Raw genomic sequence first — 22109 nt, 5'->3', positions numbered from 1 at the left:
CCGGTTTTGCGGGTTTTCGGGTCAGGCGAAGTGCCAGTGGCGGTAGCGCCGCTCGATGCGGCGGAAGACGAGGCTTTCGGTGATCCAGGCGGTCATGCCGATGATGGCGACGCCCAGCAGCACCTGGGTGGCGTTGCCGATCTGGCCGCCCATCGCGACCATCCAGCCGATCCCCTGCGAGGCACCGAGCATCTCGGCCGCCACCAGTGCCCGCCACGCCTGGCTGAAGCCGATGCGCAGCGCCGCGGTCAGGAAGGGCAGCGACGCCGGCAGATAGACATGGCGGATCAGCTGCCAGCGGCGGGCGCCCAGCACGCGGGCGGCGCGCAGGTTGCCGTTGCGGATGGCGAGAAAGCCCTCCTGCACCGTCACCGCCATCGGGAACAGGGCGGCGACCACGATCACCATGGTGATGGCGACATAGCCCAACCCGAAGAAGATCATCGACAGCGGCGCCCAGGCGATGGGCGGGATCGCCATGGACAGGCCGGTCAGCGGGGCGGAAAAGGCGCGGAAGCCGGGCGACAGCGCGCCGGCCAGACCCAGCGCGAGCGCGCCCAGCACGGCGACGGCGAAGCCGCCGGCCTCGCGCAGCAGGCTGGCCCCGACATGGGCGGCGAGCTGGCCGCTATCCAGCCAGCGCACCGCCTCCGCCGCCACCGCCCAGGGTTGCGGCAGGACGTAGGGCGGCAGGTTCCAGGCGGCCGCGCTCCACACCAGCAGCAGCGCCGGAAAGGCCGCCCAACCGTAAAGCCGGGTCCGCATCAGCGGCCCGCCCGGCGCAGATAGGAGCCGTCGACGATGTCCGCCGCCTTCATCGGCGCCGGGATGAAGCCGAGCGCCAGCGAGGTGTCCATCAGCCGCTGGATGAAGGCGAGGTCGCTCTCCTCCAGCCGGTCCGACCAGCCCAGCCGCTTGCGCGCCTCGGCGGCGACGGCGGCAGGTGCGATCTCCGTGCCGTCGGCGCGCTTGACCGGCTCCAGCTTGAACGCCTCGGCGATCAGGGCGTCGCCTTCGGCCGGGTGGTCGGACAGCCAGGCGATGGCCTTCGCATGGGCACGCAGCAGCTTCACCACATCGTCCGGCCTATCCGCCAATGTCGTCTTCGGCGCCATCACCACGTACCAGGGATAGCCGGGCAGCGCCTGGTTGACGTCGAACAGCACATGCGCGCTCCCTCGCAGCACCTGCTGGCTGATGAAGGGTTCCCAGGTGAAGGCGGCGTCCACCGTGCCGCTGTCCAGCGCGGCGTTCATGTTGCCAACCGGCATGGAGATCACCGACAGGTCGCGGTCGGGATCGAGGCCGGCCGCCTCCTTCAGCACGACGCCGCGCAGCAGCACGTCCATCCCGCTGCCGCGCGCCACCCCGGCGACCTTGCGGCCGCGCAGGTCAGACAGCTTGGCGATGGCCGGGTTGTTGGCGATCACCGCCGCCTGTCCGTAATTCACTTTGGCCAGGATACGGCTTTCCAGCCCGCGCGCCGCCCACTGATAGACCGGCGGTGCGCCGATATAGGCGACGTCCAGCTCGCCGGCAGCCAGCGCCTGCTGGATCACCGGCCCGTCGCCGAAAGGCTTGGCCTCCACCGTCAGCCCCTCTTCGGCATAGAAGCCCTTGCGGTCGGCGACCAGCGCCGGGGCGTTGGCCATGGCGAAGACCCAGCCGATCCGGAGCGGCCGGCTTTCACCCGTTGTGGCAGCCCCGGCCGGGGCGATGCCGGCGAGCAGGACGATGGAGCCGTACAGGGCGGCGGACAGGGCCGCGGCGAAAATCCGGTTCATGCGCGAAATCCTTCTGGTCGGGGCTGATCCCGGCTGCGGCTCAGGCCGCGGCGACGATGGCGGAAATCCGCTCCAGCAGCGTGTCGGTCAGGGTGGTGAAGCGCTCCAGCCGCCGCGTCTCGCGCAGGCGGCGCGGGCGGGGCAGGTCGATGGCCAGTTCGCTGTGGATGCCGGCCGGCGCGATGTCGAGCAGCACGACGCGGTCGGCCAGGAACACCGCCTCCTCCACGTCGTGGGTGATGAACAGGACCGTCTGGCCGAGCCGGCCGCACAGCCGAAGCAGTTCCTCGTTCAAGGTGGCGCGGGTGATGGCGTCCAGCGCGGCGAAGGGCTCGTCCATCAGCAGCAGGCGCGGTTCCAGCACCAGGGCGCGGGCCAGCGCCACCCGCTGCTGCATGCCGCCCGACAGCTGGTGGGGAAACTTGCCGGCCGCGGGCTCCAGCCCAACCAGCGCCAGCGCCGCCATCGCTTTGTCCCGCTGGTCCGCATCCGGCCGCCGGCCGGCCATCCGCAGGCCGAAGCGGACATTGTCGAGCACGTCGAGCCAGGGAAACAGCTGCGGCGATTGGAAGACATAGCCGAGCGCCGGCATCTCCGGCGTCACCGTTTCCCCGTCGATGGTGATGCGGCCGGAGCTGGGCGGCAGGAAGCCGGACAGCAGGTTCAGCAGCGTGGTCTTGCCGCAGCCGGACGGGCCGAGCAGCGCCACGAACTCTCCGGGCTGGGCGGACAGCGCCAGCGAGCGGAACACCGGGTGTGCACCGTCATAGGAAAAACTCACGCCATCGACGTGGAAGGCGGCACCGCCGGAGCGATCACCGGAAAGAGCACCGAAGCGGTTGCCGGACGGAGATGTCGGGATTCCACAGTTCATGTCCGTTTTATCCCTCCAATCAACCGGTTCAACTTGATAATACATTATAATACATATTATAAAATACGTGGCAACTAGGGAATTGAATCGGGATTCACGCGGCCGGCTTCGTGGCGGGATAGACGCTTGAGCCGTCCCGTCGCCGGTGGCATCAAGGCGGCCTCGGTCCGCTGGCCGGGTCGATCGATCAGGGAGGGAAGCCAGGGTGCCCGTGGTGCGAGACAACGCGACGGCGCTGTACCGGCAGATCGCCGACCGGCTGCGCGACGAGATCGCCACCCGGCTGTTCGAGCCGTCGGGGCGGCTGCCGACCGAAAGCGAGATCGGGACCCGCTTCGGCGTCAGCCGGGTCACCGTCCGGCTGGCGCTCGACCGGCTGGAGGCGGACGGGCTGATCGAGCGCCGCAAGGGCAAGGGCACCTTCACGGCGGGCAAGCGCGTCCAGCATCCGCTCGACCGCCTGCGCAGTTTCCACGAATCCCTGCGGCTTCAGGGGCTGGACGCCACGATGCGCCCCATCTCGGCGCGGATCGTCGCGACGCCGCCGGACCTGCGGGAGGATTTCGGCCCCCAGTGCCTGGAGGTCTGCCGCCTGCATCTGGTGGATGGCGAGCCGGTGGCCCTGGGCCGCAGCCTGCTGCCGTCGGCCCTGGAGCCGGTCGACTGGCAGGCGGCCGGGCACAAGCCGATCTACGGCATCCTTCAGGACATCGTCGGCAAGCCGGTCGGCGGCGCCGACATCGAGGTGAAGGCGGCGGCGGCCGATGCGGAGGTGGCGGCGGCGCTCGGCCTGCCGGCGGGCGCGCCGGTGCTGGTGATGGACCGCCGTTCCGTCTTCGTCGGCGGCGGCTGCGCCGACCGTTCGGTGTTCCACATCCGGTCCGAACGCTACAGCTTCATTCTGTCCCACCGCTGGGAAGGGTAGGGTCGGGCGGCGGACTCTTGACTTTATAGCACAAGAAAAATTTGTTCAACAGAATTTCAAATCGCTATCTTTACAGTAGGAATAGATAAGGTCTATGTTCTCCTCGGATGGTGAATGGAGAGCGCTGCACACGACCCCGAACGAGGAGGGATGGCGATCCGGACATCCCGCTGCCGTCAACCGATCCGAATTTCAAAATTTGAAAGCCAGATTTTTGAAAGACAGCCCCATGCTCGATCTGATCCTTCGGTCCACCGCCCTGGTCGCCGGCACCCTGTCGCTGCTGGCCGCACTCGGGCTTGCGCAGCCCGCCTTTTCGCGGACCGTGCCTGCCGACCCGGCGAAAATGCCGGTGATGGTTGGCTTCGGCGGGCTGTTGCCGGTCGGCCAATAGCAGTTTTTGCCTCACAACATAGCCCGACGTTCCAGGGCGGCGCGGACCCGAAGGATGACGGGAGGCCAGTCGCCCGGCCGGTCCTGGCGGAACAGGCGCATGGTCGGATACCAGGGGCTGTCTGACCAGTTGCGCAGCCAGCGCCAGCAGGCATCGTGGCGCGACAGCATCCAGACCGGCCGGCCCAGCGCGCCGGCCAGATGGCACACCGAGGTGTCCACGCTGATGACGAGGTCGAGTTCCGCGACGAGCGCGGCGGTGTCGGCGAAATCCTCGACCTCATCCATCCAGTCGACAAGGTCGAGGCCGGGTGGCCGCGCTTCGCTTGCCGGCGGGCCCTTTTGCAGGCTGTAGAACCTCACGCCGGGAATGCCGGCGAGCGGGGCCAGCGCGGCCAGCGGCAGGCTGCGTCGCCGGTCGACCATATGCGCGACGAACTGCTCGTCATGCGCCGAACCGGCCCAGACCAGACCGACCTTCAGTCCGCTCTCAGCGTCGAGTTTCCGTTTCCAAACGGCGCGCTTCTGCCCGGACGGGCTCAGATAGGGGACGGAGGCCGGAATGGTCGCCAGACCGGTGCCGAACACCAGGGGAAGGCTGAGCAGCGGAATGCAGGCATCGCACGCCGGTGGCGGCTCCGCGAGCGACCGGACGGAGGCGATGCCGGGAAGCCCGGACAGCAGCCGGACCAATGCCGGCTGCACCATCAGGTGGACCTTGGCGCCGAGTGCCGCCAGCATCGGGGCATAACGGACGAATTGCAGCGTATCTCCCTGCCCCTGTTCGGCCACCAGAAGGAGTGAACGTCCCGCCGGATTTCCGCCGGCCCAGCGCGGCGCATGGGCCGGGTAGGCCACACGCTCCATCCGCCAGCGGGCTTCGTAGAGCGGCCACCCCCTGGCGAAGTCGCCTTCCGCCAGCAGCACCATGGACAGGTTGAAGCGGGCCACGTCGCTTTCGGGCTCAAGCGCCAGGGCGCGCTCGTTGCCGCGGCGCGCCGGTTCCGTCATCCCGCTGCCATGGTCAGCCAGCGACAGGTTGATCAGGGCGGCTGGTGAAGCCGGTCGCAGGACGAGAGCGTGGCGGGCGAGCGATATGGCCGTTGCGAAATCGCCGCGCAGGGTCGCTACCAGACTGTCGCCGGCCTCGGCATGTCCCTCCAGCGGTGTCAGCCGGCGCAGCCGGTCATGCAGGACCTGCGCGGCGTCGAGGCTGCCCGACCTGATCAGGAGGCCGGCATGGTTCACATAGCCGGCCGGCCGGTTGGGCGACAGCGCAATCGCGCGCCGCACACAGACCAGCGGAAGGGCCGGATCCGCCGTTTCGCCAGCCGTTTCGCCAAGTCCTCCGGCCAGCGCCAGCCACGGCAGCGGGCTGTCCGGAGCCAGCCGCACCGCCCGGCGCAGGACGACCGGCAGGCGCTCCATCGCCCGCCGGTCCAGCAGGATCGAGCCGGCGACCGACCAGGCTTCGGCAAAGCCGGGATCGAGGGCCAGGGCCCGCACCGCCGCCCGTGCCGCCGCCTTGAAGCGTCGGCTCTTGAGCAGCAGAGAGGCCAGCCCGGCCCAAGCCTTCGGGTAGGCGGGACGCAGCCGCAGGGCACGGCGGTAAGCCCGCGCCGCATCGGCAGTTTGGCCCAAGACACGCCGCGCTTCAGCGAGATTGTGCCAGATGCTTGCCCGATGCGGTGCCAGTAGGGCGGCCGTGGTGAAGTGGGAAGCGGCGAGCGCGGCCTCTCCCTCGGCCAGGGCGGCGGCGCCTCGGAGGGTGAGGGCGACGGCCGGATCCATGAAACTTTTGATTGGCTTGGACATATAAAATTGCCCTTTGGAACGTACCGGATCGATGCAAAGCAGCCTTGGAGATATGTCTATGCGGGTTTGGGCGTCGGTCCGATTCGGATGGGTCGAATTCACGGTTGGTTCCGACCTTTGCAATCTCGAATGGTTCCTTCGTCGATATCCTTTCAAGTCCTCTCTATCTTTGGATGTGGGTAATTCCCAACTTTCAAGGAAATTCCATATTCTCTTATTAATTTAACTTTATTTTACGCTGCATGCGAATAAATCATCCAGGATGGGTAGGGACGGACGAGAGGGAACGCTGGATGGCCGCTGAAGAACGATCCCAGCCCCAATCGACCCGGCCGATGCTGGAAGGGACGCCGAACCTGCCCGATTGGCTGGCGGCTGTCGGCTGTGGCATCGCATTTTCGACTTACGAGACCCACAGGCTGTTCTTCCTCGGGCTGGGGGAGGATGGGCGACTGAAGGCCCATGCGCGGATGGTGCAGCGCTGCCAGGGGCTGTGTGTCGACGGGAACGCGCTGTGGGTCGGCGGGCAGTCCCACCTCTGGCGCTTCGCCAACACGCTTCAGCCATCCGACCGCACGCCGTCGGGCGCGGACCGTCTTTACGTGCCGCGCCTGGGCTACATGACCGGCGACGTCGATATCCATGACATCGCGGTCGGGCCGGACGGGGTCCCGGTCTTCGTCAACACGCGCTTCAGCTGCCTTGCCGTTCCCGATCCCGACCGCGGTTTCCGTCCGGTCTGGAAACCCTCCTTCATTTCCGCCCTGCGCAACGAGGACCGCTGCCACCTGAATGGGCTGGCGCTCGGCGAGGACGGCCGGCCGATGTTCGCGACGGCATTGGGCCGTTGCGATGTGATCGAAGGCTGGCGCGAGCGCCGGACCGATGGCGGCGTGCTGATCGATGTCCCATCCGGCGAGGTTGCCTGTGCCGGCCTGTCGATGCCCCATTCCCCGCGCTGGCACCGCGGCCGGCTGTGGCTGCTCAATTCCGGCAGCGGCGAGCTTGGAACGATGGACGGAAGCGGCCGCTTCGAGCCGGTCTGCTTCTGTCCCGGTTTCACGCGCGGGCTGGCCTTTCACGGGAAATGGGCGGTCATCGGGCTGTCGCGTCCGCGGGGCGGTCATGGAACCCTGAGCGCCTTGCCGCTCGAACCGGCGCTGGAGCGGGCAGGGGTTTCCGCCCAGTGCGGCTTGGCCGTGGTCGATACGGACAGCGGGACCGTGGCGCACATGCTGTGGCTCCATCACACCGTGAACGAGCTGTACGACGTCGCCGTCCTTCCCGGCGTGCGCCGTGCCGAGGCGGTCGGGCTGCTCGATGCGCGGGCGCTGGCCGAAGCGGTGGCCACGCCAACGGAAATTCCGAATTGACCGGACGCCCCAGGGCGGCCGGTGAACCGATGCGGTGTCGATACTTGTTTCTGAGGGGCTGAAAGATCGTGACCACTCCCACCTTTACCCTTGTCGGCACCAATTCTTTCGGCCTCAGCGATGTCGGGGATTACTCCGCCCCCGTGTTCCAAGATCTTGACGGCGACGGCGACCTCGATCTTCTGGTCGGCAACAAGCTGGGCGAGACGGTTTATTTCACCAATGTCGGAACGAGCCTCGCACCGACCTTTTCCCTGCAAGGCACGAATGTTCTCGGCCTTACCAGCTACAACGCCTATTCGGCACCGAGCTTCGTCGATATCGATGGCGACGGCGACCTCGATCTCTTCATCGGCAGCCAAACCGGCGGCACGCGGTTCTTCCGCAACACCGGAACGTCATCGGCACCTACGTTCTCGCTGGAGGGAACAAACCTCTTCGGCATCGTCAACGACAGTTACATGGTTCCGAGCTTCGCCGACCTGGACGGCGACGGCGATGCCGACCTGCTGATGGGGACCAACACCAACGGCCTCCTTTTCTACCGCAACACCGGAACGTCGGCGGCGCCCACCTTCTCTCTGGAGGGGACGAACCTCTTCGGCATGACGCAAGGCATCCGCAACAATGCGCCGGTCCTCGTCGACCTCGACGGTGACGGCGATCTCGACCTGGTGAACAAAGACGTCATTTCCATCAACATCGGGACGACATCCTCCCCAACATTCTCGCTCGTCGGGACGGCTGTCTACGGCCTCGTCACCGGAGCCTATCCGATGCCGGCGCTGGCCGACCTCGATGGCGACGGCGACCTCGACGCACTCTATGGCATCGACAACGGCACCCTGAAATATCTCAGGAACGTCGCGCCGGTCGTCAGGACCCTGGCCGATACCGGCAACACGCTGACGCTATCGCAGATCAACACGCTGACCGGCGGCACCGGCACCGACGTCATCACGCTTGGCGACATCGGCGCGACCTTCGGCGTCACCGGCGTCGAAACGCTGACGGGCGGCAGCGGCAGCGATTCCGCCGTTCTGGGCACCTCCGGCAACACGATGCTGGTTTCGCGGATGGAATCCGTGATCGGCGGCAGCGGCACCGATGTCATCCTGCTCGGAACGGCGGGCAACACTCTCACGCTCGCGGCAGCCGAGACGCTGCTCGGTGGGACCGGCACCGATGTCGTATTTTTGGGTGCCGGTGGAAGCACGCTGAGCGTGACCGATATCGAAACGCTGACCGGCGGCGCCGGCGCCGATGTCGTGACCCTCGACACCGCCGGCAACACGATTCAGCTCTCCCGCATCGAAACGCTGACGGGCGGCATCGGCACCGACATTGTGACGTTCGCGTCCGGCGGCAACACGACCCTGCTGTCCGGGATTGAAACGCTGACCGGCGGTGCCAACACGGAACTCGTTTTTCTCGGCGCCGACGGCAACACGATTCAGATTTCCCGCATCGAAACGGTGATCGGAAACAGCGGCACCGACGTCGTAACCTTGGGCTCCGCTGGCTCATCGATGAGGGTGCAAGGACTCGAGACGCTGATCGGCGGGGGCGGCACCGACGTCGTGACGATTGGCACCGCCGGCGCCACGCTGCTGGTTGGCGCCCTTGAAAGCCTCATCGGCAGCACCGGCACCGACATCGTGACCTTCGGGTCGTCCGGCAACACGGTCCTGATCTCCGTTCTTGAAACGCTCATCGGCGGTACGGGCACCGATGTCGTCACCGTCAGCGCCTCTGGCATAACCCTCGCCCTTTCCCAGATCGAAACGTTGAGTGGCGGTTCGGGGCTTGACGCCATCTCGCTGGCGGATACGGGCAACACCATCCAGCTGTCGAGAATCGATGCGCTGACGGGAGGGGCCGGCACTGATATCGTGACGCTCGCTTCCACCGGAAACACGGTGTCGGTATCCAACATTGAAACCTTGACGGGCAGCACCGGCAGCGACCTGATCACGCTTGGCACCGCCGGCGGCACGATGCTGGTCATGGCTGTCGAAACGCTGACCGGCGGCACCGGCACCGATATCATCACCATCGGAACCGCCGGCAACACCATGTTGGTGAGGTTGCTGGAGACCCTGACCGGCGGTGCCGGCACCGACGTCGTGACGTTCGGCACCGGCGGCAACACGACACTGGTGTCCGACACGGAGACGCTGCTCGGCGGGAGCGGCCTGGATATCGCAATCCTCGGCACCGCCGGCAACACGATCCAAGTCGCCCGGATCGAAACGGTGACGGGAGGCAGCGGCACCGATGTCGTGACTGTGGGAAACACCGGCATATCGGTGGCGGTGCAAGGCATCGAGACCCTGATCGGTGGCGCCGGTTTGGAAATTGTGACTCTCGGCGACGCCGGCAACACGATGCTGGCCTCGGCCGTCGAAACGCTGATCGGCGGTACCGGCACCGATGTGCTGACGCTGGGCGGCAGTGGCAACACCCTGCGGGCAACCGGCATCGAGACCCTCGTTGGCGGTGTCGGCACCGACGTCGTAACGCTCGATACCACCGGCAACACCCTGCTGGCAGCCGGCATCGAGACCCTCATCGGTGGTTTCGGCAGCGATGTCGTGTTCCTCGGCACCAGTGGCGACACTCTGCTGATCACCGGTGTCGAAACGCTGGCAGGCGGCGCCGGTACGGACGTCGCAACGCTGGGCACCACCGGCAACACGATGCTGGTTTCGGCCGTCGAGACTTTGACCGGTGGTGCCGGCACCGACGTCATCACGCTGGGCACCGCCGGCAATAGCCTGCTGATCTCGGGCGTCGAAACGCTGACCGGCAGTACCGGCACCGACGTGGTGACGCTGGACAGCGCGGGCAACACCTTGCTGGTGTCCGCTATCGAGACGCTCATCGGCGGGTCCGCCACCGATATCGTAACGTTGGGCACCTTCGGCAACTCGGTGCTGGCGTCCGACATCGAAACCTTGATCGGTGGGATCGGTGCGGATCTCATTGTACTCGGCACTGCCGGCAGCACGATTCAGCTCTCCCGCATCGAAACAGTGCTGGGAAACAGCGGCACCGACATCGTGACGTTGACTACCGGCGGCAACACGCTGACCGTCAGCGCCATCGAAACCTTGATCGCCGGGGTCGGCACCGATGTCGTGACACTCGGCGTCGGCGGCAGCACGCTGAGCGTCATCGGCGTCGAGACTCTGACCGGCGGGGCCGGCAGCGATGTCGTAACCCTGAGCACCGGCGGCAACAGCCTGCTGGTGACGGCTCTCGAAACGCTGGCCGGCGGTGTCGGCACCGATGTCGTGACGCTTGGCACCGCCGGCAGCACAATGCTGGTGTCGGGCATCGAGACGCTGACGGGAAACAGCGGTACCGACGTCATAATTCTGGGTGCCGCCGGCGCAACCGTGAGTGTGCGGGGTTTGGAAACCCTGACCGGTGGTGCCGGGACCGACGTCGTCATGCTTGGCACCGCCGGCAACACGCTGCTGGTGAGCGGGATGGAGTCGCTGATTGGCACCAGCGGCACCAATGTGATCACGCTGAGTGACGCAGCAGGCTCAACCATGACGGTGTCGTGGCTGAAGAGCCTGACCGGCGGGGTTGGGAATGACGTCGTCACGCTCGGCTCTGCGGGCAACACCACGACGGTCTCGCAGGTGGAAACCCTGATCGGCGGGATTGGAGCCGATATCGTCACGCTGGGCTCGTCGGGGAACACCACGCTGGTGTCCGGGTTGGAATCCCTGCTCGGCGGCAGCGGTATCGATGTCGTCACCCTGGGTGATGCCGGCAACACCACGGCGATCTATAGCATCGAAACCATCATCGGCGGTGCGGGAACGGACTCCGTCGTGCTCGGCACCAATGGTGTGCGGTACGCGGTCTCGGGCGTGGAAACCATCACCGCGGGCGGCGCGGGCGGCACGTCGGTTTTGCAACTGGCGACGCAGGGCAACACCGCCACGGTGTCGCTGGTGGCGACCATCGTCGGCAACAGCGGCACTGACGTGGTCACCCTGGGATCGACCGGCGTCACCACGAGGGTGTCGGATTTGGAGACGCTGACCGGTGGCGTCGGCACCGATGCCGTGACCATCGGGACCGCCGGCACGACCCTGCTCGTCTCGCGGCTGGAAACGCTGACCGGCGGCACCGGCACCGATGTCATCACCGTCGGAACCGTCGGCAGCACCATGCTGGTGAGGCTGCTGGAAACCCTGACCGGCGCCGCCGGCACCGACGTGGTGACACTCGGCACCGGTGGCAACACTCTGCTGGTCTCGGCTATCGAGACGTTGACCGGCAGCGTTGCCAGCGATGCCGTGGCACTCGGAACCGGCGGTAACACGATTCTGGTTTGGCGCATCGAAACGCTGACGGGAAACAGCGGCACCGATGTCGTAACGGTGGCATCCGGCGGCGCATCGATCATGATGCAAGGCATCGAGACGCTGACCGGCGGCAGCGGCCTCGAGATCGTGACGCTGGGGACTTCCGGCAACACGATGTTGGTCTCAGCCATCGAGTCGCTGATCGGCGGCGCCGGCACCGACGTGGTAACGCTGGGCACCGCGGGCAACACGATGCTGGTGGCCGGCATCGAGACGCTGATCGGCGGTGCCGGCACCGATGTCGTGACACTCGGCACCGCCGGCAACACGCTGGGCATGACCGGCTTCGAGACCCTGATCGGCGGCAGCGCAACCGACATCGTGATGCTCGGTATCGCTGGCAATACTCTGGCGGTCAGGGAAGTGGAGACGCTGGGGGGCGGAGCCGGGACCGACGTGGTGACGCTGAGCACTGCCGGCAACACCCTGCTGGTGTTCGGGATCGAGACGCTGACAGGTGGTGCCGGCACCGACATCGTCACGCTCGGCGCTGCTGGAAACACCCTATCGACGGTCGGCATCGAAACGCTGACCGGCGGTGCCGGTACCGACGTCGTGACGCTGGGTGCGGGCGGCAACACCCTGCTGATCGCCGACATTGAGACCCTGATCGGGGCGTCCGGCACCGAATTCGTGATGCTGGGCGTCGGCGGCAGCACGCTAAGTGTCATCGGCATCGAGACCCTGACCGGCGGGGCCGGCAGCGATGTCGTAACCCTGAGCACCGGCGGTAACAGCCTGCTGGTGTCGGCTCTCGAAACGCTGGCCGGCGGGGTCGGCGCCGATGTCGTGACGCTTGGCACCGCCGGCAGCACAATGCTGGTGTCGGGCATCGAGACGCTGACGGGAAACAGCGGTACCGACGTCATAATTCTGGGTGCCGTCGGCGCAACCGTGATTGTGCAGGGATTGGAAACCCTGGCCGGCGGGGCCGGAACCGACGTCGTGACACTGGCCACCGCCGGAAGCACCCTGCTGGTGACGAGCATCGAAACCCTGATCGGCGGGACCGGTACGGACGTCGTTACGCTTGGAACCGCCGGCAACACGCTGCTGGTCACCGCTGTCGAAACGCTGACCGGTGGGGCCGGTACCGACGTTGTGACGCTGGCCGCCGCCGGAAGCACCCTGCTGGCAACGAGCATCGAAACCCTGATCGGCGGGATCGGTACGGACGTCGTGACGCTGGGCACCGCCGGCAATACCGTGCTGACGACCGGCATCGAAACGCTCATCGGCGGCTCCGGCACCGATGTCGTCGTGATCGGGACCAGCGGGGCGACCATTCACGTCGTCAATATCGAAACTATCATCGCGACGGGGCAGACCCTTCATCTGAGCGGGATGGAAACCCTTGTCAGCATCTTGAGTGCCGACGTTCTCATCCTGGAGGACGGCGGCAGCACCCTGTCCGTCTCCAGCCAGTACAGGACCATCCTCGGATCGTCGGCATCCGATGTGATCACGCTTGGAACCGGTGGGAGCACGGTTCTCGTCGAACGCCTCGAAACGCTGACCGGGTCCACCGGCAGTGACGCAGTGACCGTCGGCACGACCGGCATCACGCTGCTGGCCACGCTGTTCGAAACGATCATCGGAGGGGCCGGCACCGACGTCATCACCCTAGGCGGCGCGGGTGGCACCCTGCTCGTCGACCGGCTGGAGACTTTGAGCGGCGGCAGCGGAACCGACATCGTTGCCCTGGGCCCCACCGGCACCACCCTGCTGGTCAATGCCATCGAGACACTGGCAGGGTCGGCGGGCACCGACGTCGTCACATTGGGAGCCGGCGGCAACACGATCCTGGCCGATCTGATCGAGACTCTCGTCGGCGGTGCGGGGTCCGATCTGGTCGTCCTCGGCACGTCCGGGTCCACCGTCTCCCTCTCGGCCATCGACACCCTCGCCGGTGGAACCGGGACCGATGTCATTGCCCTGGGCTCGGCCGGAAACACCCTGCTGTTGCGCGGTATCGAGACGCTGGCCGGTGGCGGCGGCACCGACATCGTCACGCTGGGCGACGCCGGCAGCACCCTGCTGGCTTCAGCTCTCGAAACACTCGTCGGCAGCGCATCGGTCGACTCGATTGCGCTGGGCACGGCGGGCAGCACCCTGTTTGCAAGCGCCCTCGAGACAGTGACCGGCGGACTGGGCACCGACGTCGTGACTCTCGGTTCGGCCGGCAACACCCTGTCCGTTTCGGGCCTCGAAACGGTTGGCGGCGGCGGTGGAACCGACGTCGTCACCTTGGGCACTGCCGGCAACACCCTGCGGATCTCAGGCCTGGAGACGATCACCGGCGCTGTGGGCACCGATGTCGTGACGCTCGGTTCCGCCGGAAGCACCCTGCTTGCCAATTTGCTGGAGACGATTGCCGGCGGCACCGGATCCGAACTGATCTTCCTCGGTTCCGCCGGCGGCACGGTCCTGGCGTCCGGTCTGGAAATGCTGATCGGCGGCGCCGGCACCGACATCGTCACGCTGGGCGACGGCGGCAACACCACGCTGCTGCGCATGCTGGAGACGCTGACCGGCGGGACGGGCGTGGATGCCGTCACCATCGGCAACCTCGGCTCGACCATGGCGGTGTCGAACCTGGAGACGCTGGTCGGCGGCTTCGCGCTCGACATCGTCACACTGGGCACCGGCGGCAACACGCTGCTGGTGTCGCAACTGGAGACGCTGACCGGCGGTGCCGGGCTGGACATCGTGACGCTCGCCACCGCCGGCTTCGACACGGCGGCGGACATGAACCGGGTGTCGGGCACCAGCGGCAACACGCTGCTGGTCTCCGGGCTGGAGACGCTGACCGGGTCGAGCGGGACGGACGTGATCTATCTCGGCTCGGCCGGCAACACGCTGCTGGTGTCGGGCATCGAGATCCTGATCGGTGGGGCCGGCAACGACGCGGTGACGCTGGGCGCCGGCGGCAACACCGTGCTGCTGCGCGGCATCGAGACGCTGACCGGCGGTTCCGGCAGCGATCTTCTGACGCTGGGCGATACCGGCAACACGGCGACGGTGTCGCTGTTCGAGACCATCACCGGCGGCACAGGTATCGACAGCATCCTGCTCGGCACCGCCGGCAACACGCTGCTGGCAGTGCAGTTGGAAACGTTGATCGGCGGAGTTGGACTGGACATCGTGACGCTGGGGTCCGGCGGCAGCACCTTGGCGACCGTCGCGGTGGAAACGCTGATCGGCGGCAGCGGGCTCGATGTGGTGACGTTGGGCACCGCCGGCACGACGGTGCGGATCGTCGGCATCGAATCGATCACCGGCAGCAGCGGGCGCGACGTCGTCCAGCTGTCGGACGGCGGCGGCACCTTCGTCGTCAATCTGCTCGAGACGCTGGTCGGCAGCTCCGGCAGCGACGTGGCGGTGGTCGGTGAGCTTGGCGGCGGGTCCACCCTGCTGATCGCCGGGCTGGAGATCCTCGTCGGCAGTTCGGGTTTGGACATCGTCACGCTGAGCGACGGCGGCAACACCACGCTGCTGCGCATGCTGGAGACGCTGACCGGCGGGACGGGCGTCGATGCCATCACCATCGGCAACCGCGGCTCGACCATGCTGGCGTCGAACCTCGAGACGCTGGTCGGCGGCTTCGCGCAGGACGTGATCGGGCTTGGCGCTGGCGGCAACACGCTGCTGGTGTCGCAGTTGGAGACGCTGACCGGCGGGGCCGGGCTGGACATCGTGACGCTCGCCACCGCCGGCTTCGACACGGCGGCGGACATGAACCGGGTGTCGGGGACCGGCGGCAACACGCTGCTGGTTTCCGGTCTGGAGACGCTGATCGGGTCGAGCGGGACCGATGTGGTCTATCTTGGCTCGGCCGGCAACACGTTGCTGGTCTCCGGGTTGGAGATCCTGGTCGGCGGGGCCGGCAACGACGCGGTGACGTTGGGCGCCGGCGGCAACACCGTGCTGCTGCGCGGCATCGAGACGCTGACCGGCGGTTCCGGCAGCGATCTTCTGACGCTGGGCGATACCGGCAACACGGCGACGGTGTCGCTGTTCGAGACCATCACCGGCGGCACAGGTATCGACAGCATCCTGCTCGGCACCGCCGGCAACACGCTGCTGGCGTCGCAGTTGGAAACGCTGTCGGGCGGCGCGGGGCTCGATGTGGTGACGCTGGGGTCCGCCGGCAGCACGCTGGCGGTATCACAGCTTGAGACGCTGCGGGGCGGGGCCGGTCTGGACGTGGTGACGCTCGGCACTGCCGGCACCACCCTGACGGTGTCGGCCATCGAAACCATCACCGGCGGCGCGGCGACCGATGTCATTGCCATCGGGTCGAGTGGCACCACGCTTCAGGCAAATGCGCTCGAAACCCTCATCGGTGGCGATGGACTGGATCTGGTTTTCCTGGGTGGGTCCGGCAGCACGCTGCTGGCATCGGCGCTCGATATCCTGGTCGGCGGCAGCGGTCGGGATGTCATCGCGCTGGGCACCGGCGGCAACACGCTGCTGCTGCGCGCCATCGAAACGCTGACCGGCGGGGCGGGCAGCGATGCCGTCACCATCGGCGACACCGGCTCCACCATGCTGGTGGGTGCGGTCGAGACGCTGACCGGCGGGGCCGGGCTGGACATCGTCGCATTGGGGTCGAGCGGCAACACGCTGACGGTGTCGCTCCTCGAAACGCTGACCGGTGGGGCGGGCAGCGACGTGGTCGCGGTCGGCACTCTGGGGGCGACCCTGGTGGCCAATGCCCTTGAAACCCTGCTGGGTGGCACGGCATCCGAACTCATCGTCCTCGGTTCGGGCGGATCGACGATCTCGGCGTCGGGCATCGACACCCTGATCGGCGGCACCGGCACGGATGTCGTGACGCTGGGTTCGGCGGGCAACACCATCCTGCTGCGCGGCATCGAGACGCTGATCGGCAATGGCGGTGTCGATGTGCTGACACTCGGCGATACCGGCAGCACCTCGACGGTTTCGCTTTTCGAAACGATCATCGGCGGTCTCGGCAGTGACCTCATCGCCCTCGGCACTGCCGGCAACACGCTGGTGGTGTCGGGCATCGAGACGCTGATCGGCGGCACGGGCACCGACGTGGTGACCATCGGCACGGCCGGCGGCACGCTGCTGGCTCTGGGCATCGAGACGCTGATCGGCGGCAGGGGCCTGGAGGTGATCTTCACCGGTTCGGCGGGTGCGACCCTGACCGTCTCGGGCGCGGACTACGTGATCGGCAACTCCGGCACCGACGTCTTGACCCTGGGTTCGGCCGGCAACACCACCACCATACGCGGCATCGAGACGCTGATCGGCGGTGTGGGCACCGACCTCGTGTTCCTGGGTGATACCGGCAACACGATGACGCTGGGCACCGGCATCGAGATCCTGGTCGGCGGCACGGCCACCGACGTGCTGACCATCAGCACGTCGGGCGCCACCCTGCTGACCCGCGGGATCGAGACGCTGATCGGTTCGACCGGCACCGACGTGATCACGCTCGGCGACACGCCGAACACGATCACCGTCACCGGCATCGACACCCTGATCGGCGGTGCTGGCACCGACGTCGTCTTCACCGGTTCGGCCGGCGTGACGATGACGGTCTCGGGCGTCGAGTTCCTGGTCGGCGGCGCCGGTTCGGACGTCGTCACCCTGGGGGCGGGCGGGGCGACCGCCATTGTCCGCGGCATCGACACCCTGTCGGGTGGTGCCGGCAGCGATCTGGTGATCCTGGGCGACACCGGCGTCACCATGCGGGCCGAAAGCGGGATCGAGATCATCGTCGGCGGCGCGGCCACGGATGTGGTCAGCTTCGGCGACGGCGGCTCGACCGTCCTGCTGCGCGGCATCGAGACGCTGATCGGCGGCACCGGCACCGACGCGATCACGCTCGGCGACACGCCGAACACGGTCACGGTCAACGGCATCGACAGCCTGACCGGCGGTGCGGGCACCGACATCGTCCTCACCGGCTCGGCCGGCGTGACGATGTCGGCCTCGGGCGTCGAGTTCCTGGTCGGCGGCACCGCTTCGGATGTCGTGACCCTGGGTGTGGCGGGCAACACCGTCATCACCCGCAGCATCGACACGATGATCGGTGGTGCCGGCAGCGATCTGGTGATACTGGGCGACACCGGCGTCACCATGCGGGCGGAGAGCGGCATCGAGATCATCGTCGGCGGTGCGGCTACGGATGTGGTCAGCCTCGGCGACGGCGGCTCGACGGTCCTGCTGCGCGGCATCGAGACGCTGATCGGCGGCACGGGCAACGACGTGATCACCACCGGCGACACCGGCGTGACCATGTCGGTGCAGAACGTGGAGACGCTGACCGGCGGTCTGGGCACCGATGCGATCACGGTGACCAGCGGGTCGATCCGCTTCCAGGGTGGTACTGGCGACAGCATCAGCCTGGCGTCGGGCAGCGGCACGGATACGGTGGTGTACTCGTCCTTCAGCGACATCGCGGCGCTGGGTGCGAACACCGGCTTCATCTCTGTGTCGAACTTCCAGTCGGGCACCGACAAGGTGCAGCTGACGGATGTGGCCCGGACGACGGCGGACCGGAACGGCGACGCTTCGCTGACCACGGCGACCGCGGCGACCAACGGGGTGAGCATGACCAACGAACTGGTCAGCCTGTCCTCTGCGGTCAGCGGCAGCCTGACCGATGCCGGCCTCGCCAACTTCCGGACGGCTCTGGGGACGCTGACCAACTCGTCGGCCGGTGCGGGCATGCTGGTTCTGGCCAACAACGGCAGCAGTTCCGGCCTGTATCAGGTGATCGATACCAACGGCGACGGTCAGGTGGCGTCGTCCGAGGTTCGTCTGCTCGGCGTCTACAACAGCACGGTGCTCTCGCTCTCCGACATCAACCTCGGTTGATCGGGGAGCCGGTCTGGTGATGCGGCAGCAGCAGGGGAAGGCGGGCGATCCTCCTTTCCCTCCTGGCCGCAAATCTGCTATGGCCGCGGAACCGATCGCACTCCAGGCCGTGCCCGGGTGAAAGGAGTGGGCGCCATGTGGCCCTTTGGCTGGATCCGCCGTTCCCTGCCGAGCACCCTGCGCGGCAAGCTGCTTCTGGTTTCGCTCGCCGTGGTGGTTCTGCCCATCTCGCTGACCGGCTATCTGCTGGAGCGGGAGGGGCGGCAGGCGCTGGTCCGTGAAAAGTCGGAGAAGCTCTTCGGCCTGACGCGCCTGCTGGACGCTCATCTCGGCCCCGGCTTCGATCCCCTTCTGACAGATGCCGGTGTCGATACCGCTGTTCTGGCCGGCGACCGCGATGCCGCCATCCGGATCCTGTCGGGCCGGCTGACCCCCTTCACCGACATGATCGCCGGGGCAAATCCCGGCGTGGGGGTCGGCTATTACAGCAAGGCGCTCAACGCCATCATCACCTATGGGCCGAGCCGGGACTACAGTGCGACGGTGGGCACCACCATACCGCCGGAGCATCCGGGCTGGCATGTGCTGGAAAGCGGAAAGCAGGCGCTCGAAAGCGGCCGGCAGGTGCGCGGCTTCATCCTGAACGCGATGCTGCCCATCCTCCGCGACGGCGGCGTGATCGGCTACATCTGGGCCAATGAGCTTTCCGACGATGTCGAGCGGCAGGCAGCCGCCATGGACCGGGCGGTCCTGACCGTCAGCCTCGGCGGAATATTGCTGGGGCTCGTGCTGACGCAGGTGCTGACGCGCGGGGTCGGCCGCGACATCCGCCAGATCATCGACGGCCTGCTGCGCATGCGGAGCGACCTCGGCGACGCAATCCGGCCGCCGCCGGGCGAGGTCGGCGCCATCGCGGTCGAGGTCAACGCCATGGCTCGCGCCCTGCTGGATGCCAAGTCGCTGACCGAGAACATCCTGCACAGCATCGCCGACGGCGTGATCGCCGTGGATCGGGCCGGGCAGGTCACGGCACTCAACCCGGCTGCCGAGGCGATGATCGGGGTGAGCGCCGGCGAGGTGATCGGCAGGCCCTACGAGTCCCTGTTCAAGCCGGATGGCCGCTTCGCCAGCCCGCTGCTCGACACGCTGAAGACCGGCCGGCAGCATGTCGGCGTGGCGCTGGATTTTCCGGGGACCAGACAGACGCTTCATCTCACTGTATCGAGCAGCGTGCTGCGCGACAGCCATGGCGAGGCCATCGGCGCGGTGGTGGTGCTGAAGGATCTGACCGAGCAGCAGCGGCTCCGCACCCAGATCATGCGGGCCGACCGGCTGGCTGCGCTGGGCGAGCTGGTCGCCGGCCTCGCCCACGAGGTGCGCAACCCGCTGACCTCGATCCGCGGCTTCATGCAGTTCCTCGAAAGCTCCGACGATGTCGCCGAGTGGCAGCGCTATGCACCCCTGATCGTCCGGCAGGTCGACAGCCTGAACCGCCTCGTCACCGAACTGCTGGAGTTCGGCCGGCCCCGCCCGCCGGCCTTCCTGCCGGTGCAGCTGAACGACCTGATCCGCGAGGTGTCCCTGCTGGCCGGGCGCAAGTCGAACGCCCGCATCGCCCTGCATCCCGCCCCCGGCCTGCCCCTGGTCGAAGCCGACGGCGAGGCGCTGAAGCAGGTCATGCTCAACCTGATCATCAACGCGGTGCAGGCGACCTCGGAAACCGGAGGCATCGCCATCGCCACCGCCATGGCGGCGGATGGCCGCGAGGCCGTCATCACGGTGAGCGACGACGGCGAGGGAATCGCGCCGGAGAACCTCGACAAGGTGTTCGATCCCTTCTTTTCGACCAAGCCGCAGGGGACCGGGCTCGGGCTGGCGATGGCGCACCGGATCGTCGACGCGCATCATGGAACCATCGCCATCGCCAGCGTGCCGGGGTCCGGCACCACAGTGACCCTGCGGATTCCCATCCTTCACAACCGGACGGTTGACGCATGACGACCCAGTTTCCTGCCATGCAGGCCATTTCGGCGCCGGCCGTCCTGGTGGTGGACGACGACGAGGCGATCCGCGCGATGCTCGCCGCGGTGCTGACGCGCGACGGACTGTCGGTGACCACCGCCGCCGACGGGGTGGAGGCGGTCGCCGCCTTCGCCGCGCAGCGCCATGCCGTGGTGCTGATGGATGTCCGCATGCCGCGGATGACCGGGTTGCAGGCGCTGGCGGAAATCCGCAAGCTCGACCGCTCCACCGCGGTGATCCTGATGACCGCCTATGCCGAGGTCGGCTCGGCAGTCCAGGCAATCAAGGATGGCGCCTTCGACTATGTCATCAAGCCCTTCGACATCGCGGAGATCCTGTTGCAGGTCGGGCGGGCGTTGCAGATGCGCCGGATGCGCGACGACATCGCCACCCTGCACCGCGAACTGTCGAGCAGCTATCGCACCGACCGCATCCTGACCGCCAGCCCGCGCATGAGCGAGCTTCTCCAGACCATCGCCAAGGTCGCCAAGAGCAACGCCACCGTGCTGGTGACCGGCGAGAGCGGGACCGGCAAGGAGCTGGTGGCGGCGGCCATCCACTACAACAGCCCGCGCAATGCCGGCCCCTTCGTCAAGGTCAACTGCGCCGCGGTGCCCGAAGGGCTGCTGGAAAGCGAGTTCTTCGGCCACGAGAGGGGGGCCTTCACCGGGGCCCAGGCGCGCCGCCGCGGCCGCTTCGAACAGGCGGAGCACGGCACCCTGTTCCTCGACGAGATCGGCGACATCTCCCCCAGCTTGCAGGTGAAGCTGCTGCGCGTGCTTCAGGAGCGGGAGTTCGAGCGGGTCGGCGGCACCGAACTGGTGCGCACGGATGTGCGCGTCATCGTCGCCACCAACCGCAACCTTGAGGAGATGGTCCGCCAGGGGCTGTTCCGGCAGGACCTCTATTTCCGTTTGAATGTCGTGACCCTCAGGACGGTGCCGCTGCGCGAGCGGCCGGAGGATGTCCGCCTGCTCGCCAGCCATTTCCTGCAACGCTTCGCCGCCGAGAACCGCATCGAGGTCAGCGGCATCGACGAGCAGGCGATGGAGCGCCTGCTGGCCTACCGCTGGCCGGGCAACATCCGCGAACTGTCCAATGCGATGGAGCGCGCGGTGGTGATGAGCACCGGTGCCATGATCGTCACCGAGGATTTGCCGGAGCAGATCGCCGGGCAGACCGGGGACAGCGAGCCGGCAGCCGAAAACGACGGTGACGGCACAGCCGCCCCGTCCGCCGCCGGCAGCCTGCGCGAACAGGTCAGCCGTTTCGAGGCGCGGGTTGTGGCCGACGCGCTGGCCCGCAACGACGGCAACCGGATGAAGACGGCCCAGCAGTTGGGAATCAGCCGCCGCTCGCTGCTCTACAAGCTACAGGAATACGGCATTTCCTGAACGGACGGTTTGAGGGGTGGCTGCTGCGCAAGTTTTTGCGCAGCACGCACAAAGTTGCGCACCGGATCGGGCGGCCGTGCCCGATCCCTCCCGGTTCCGACCGGCAGCGGTCGCCGGACTCCAAGGCGGAGGCTGGATTTCTCCGCCATCCGGACTGGAACCGGCCTTTGGCACATCCATTGCTAGAGTGTGGGTATGTCGGCCGGCTCAGACGGTCCACGGCACTGGCCTGGATGTCGCGGGTCCCCCGATCGCAGCGCTATGAAACCAAGAATGAGCGCGCGGT

General features: G+C 67.3%; 10 protein-coding genes. 6 read left to right on the top strand and 4 right to left on the bottom strand.

The genetic code is table 11. The features are described from left to right. Nucleotides 1-21: 21 nt before the first annotated feature. The 3 genes from ABNQ39_RS28715 to ABNQ39_RS28705 are packed head-to-tail and all read right to left on the bottom strand — an operon-like array spanning nt 22 to nt 2658. The gene (locus ABNQ39_RS28715) at nt 22-765 is read right to left on the bottom strand and encodes an ABC transporter permease (RefSeq protein ID WP_376964959.1); all 744 of its coding nucleotides are present in this window, start codon (nt 763-765) and stop codon (nt 22-24) included. Further along, nucleotides 765-1784: an ABC transporter substrate-binding protein gene (locus ABNQ39_RS28710; RefSeq protein ID WP_376964957.1), complete on the bottom strand. Its 1020-nt coding sequence runs from the start codon at nt 1782-1784 to the stop codon at nt 765-767. The genes ABNQ39_RS28715 and ABNQ39_RS28710 overlap by 1 nt, the downstream gene beginning before the upstream one ends. Nucleotides 1785-1824: 40 nt before the next feature. Beyond that, nucleotides 1825-2658 (bottom strand): ABC transporter ATP-binding protein, encoded by an 834-nt coding sequence (locus ABNQ39_RS28705; RefSeq protein WP_376964955.1) that lies wholly within the window; start codon nt 2656-2658, stop codon nt 1825-1827. A gap of 205 nt (nt 2659-2863) precedes the next feature. Here ABNQ39_RS28705 and ABNQ39_RS28700 point away from each other — a divergent pair, with 205 nt between their 5' ends. After that, a complete protein-coding gene (locus tag ABNQ39_RS28700; RefSeq protein ID WP_376964953.1) occupies nt 2864-3583 on the top strand; it encodes a GntR family transcriptional regulator in 720 nt (239 codons plus the stop codon). 229 nt (nt 3584-3812) lie between these two features. Continuing rightward, complete coding sequence (locus ABNQ39_RS28695; RefSeq protein ID WP_376964951.1) at nt 3813-3977, top strand: hypothetical protein; 165 nt, start codon at nt 3813-3815, stop codon at nt 3975-3977. A gap of 11 nt (nt 3978-3988) precedes the next feature. On the opposite strand, the gene ABNQ39_RS28690 is transcribed toward ABNQ39_RS28695, so the two are convergent. Next, the gene (locus tag ABNQ39_RS28690) at nt 3989-5791 is read right to left on the bottom strand and encodes a tetratricopeptide repeat protein (protein WP_376964949.1); all 1803 of its coding nucleotides are present in this window, start codon (nt 5789-5791) and stop codon (nt 3989-3991) included. Nucleotides 5792-6084: 293 nt separating this feature from the next. On the opposite strand from ABNQ39_RS28690, the gene ABNQ39_RS28685 reads away from it, so the two are divergent. From ABNQ39_RS28685 to atoC, 4 genes are all read left to right on the top strand, one after another. Next, the gene (locus ABNQ39_RS28685; RefSeq protein WP_376964947.1) at nt 6085-7164 is read left to right on the top strand and encodes a TIGR03032 family protein; all 1080 of its coding nucleotides are present in this window, start codon (nt 6085-6087) and stop codon (nt 7162-7164) included. Nucleotides 7165-7307: 143 nt separating this feature from the next. Continuing rightward, the gene (locus ABNQ39_RS28680; RefSeq protein WP_376964945.1) at nt 7308-18407 is read left to right on the top strand and encodes an FG-GAP-like repeat-containing protein; all 11100 of its coding nucleotides are present in this window, start codon (nt 7308-7310) and stop codon (nt 18405-18407) included. A 135-nt stretch (nt 18408-18542) separates the two neighbouring features. Beyond that, on the top strand, nt 18543-20405 hold the full coding sequence (gene atoS / locus ABNQ39_RS28675) for a two-component system sensor histidine kinase AtoS (protein ID WP_376964943.1): 1863 nt from the start codon (nt 18543-18545) through the stop codon (nt 20403-20405). Then, on the top strand, nt 20402-21823 hold the full coding sequence (gene atoC / locus ABNQ39_RS28670; RefSeq protein ID WP_376964941.1) for an acetoacetate metabolism transcriptional regulator AtoC: 1422 nt from the start codon (nt 20402-20404) through the stop codon (nt 21821-21823). The genes atoS and atoC overlap by 4 nt, the downstream gene beginning before the upstream one ends. Nucleotides 21824-22109: the final 286 nt, after the last annotated feature.

Origin of the sequence: Azospirillum sp. A26 (assembly GCF_042604635.1) — a bacterium.
GTDB classification, from domain to species: Bacteria; Pseudomonadota; Alphaproteobacteria; order Azospirillales; family Azospirillaceae; genus Azospirillum; species Azospirillum palustre.
Note: the sequence above shows the minus strand (reverse complement) of the source record. Positions and strands in the feature narration are given on the sequence as shown.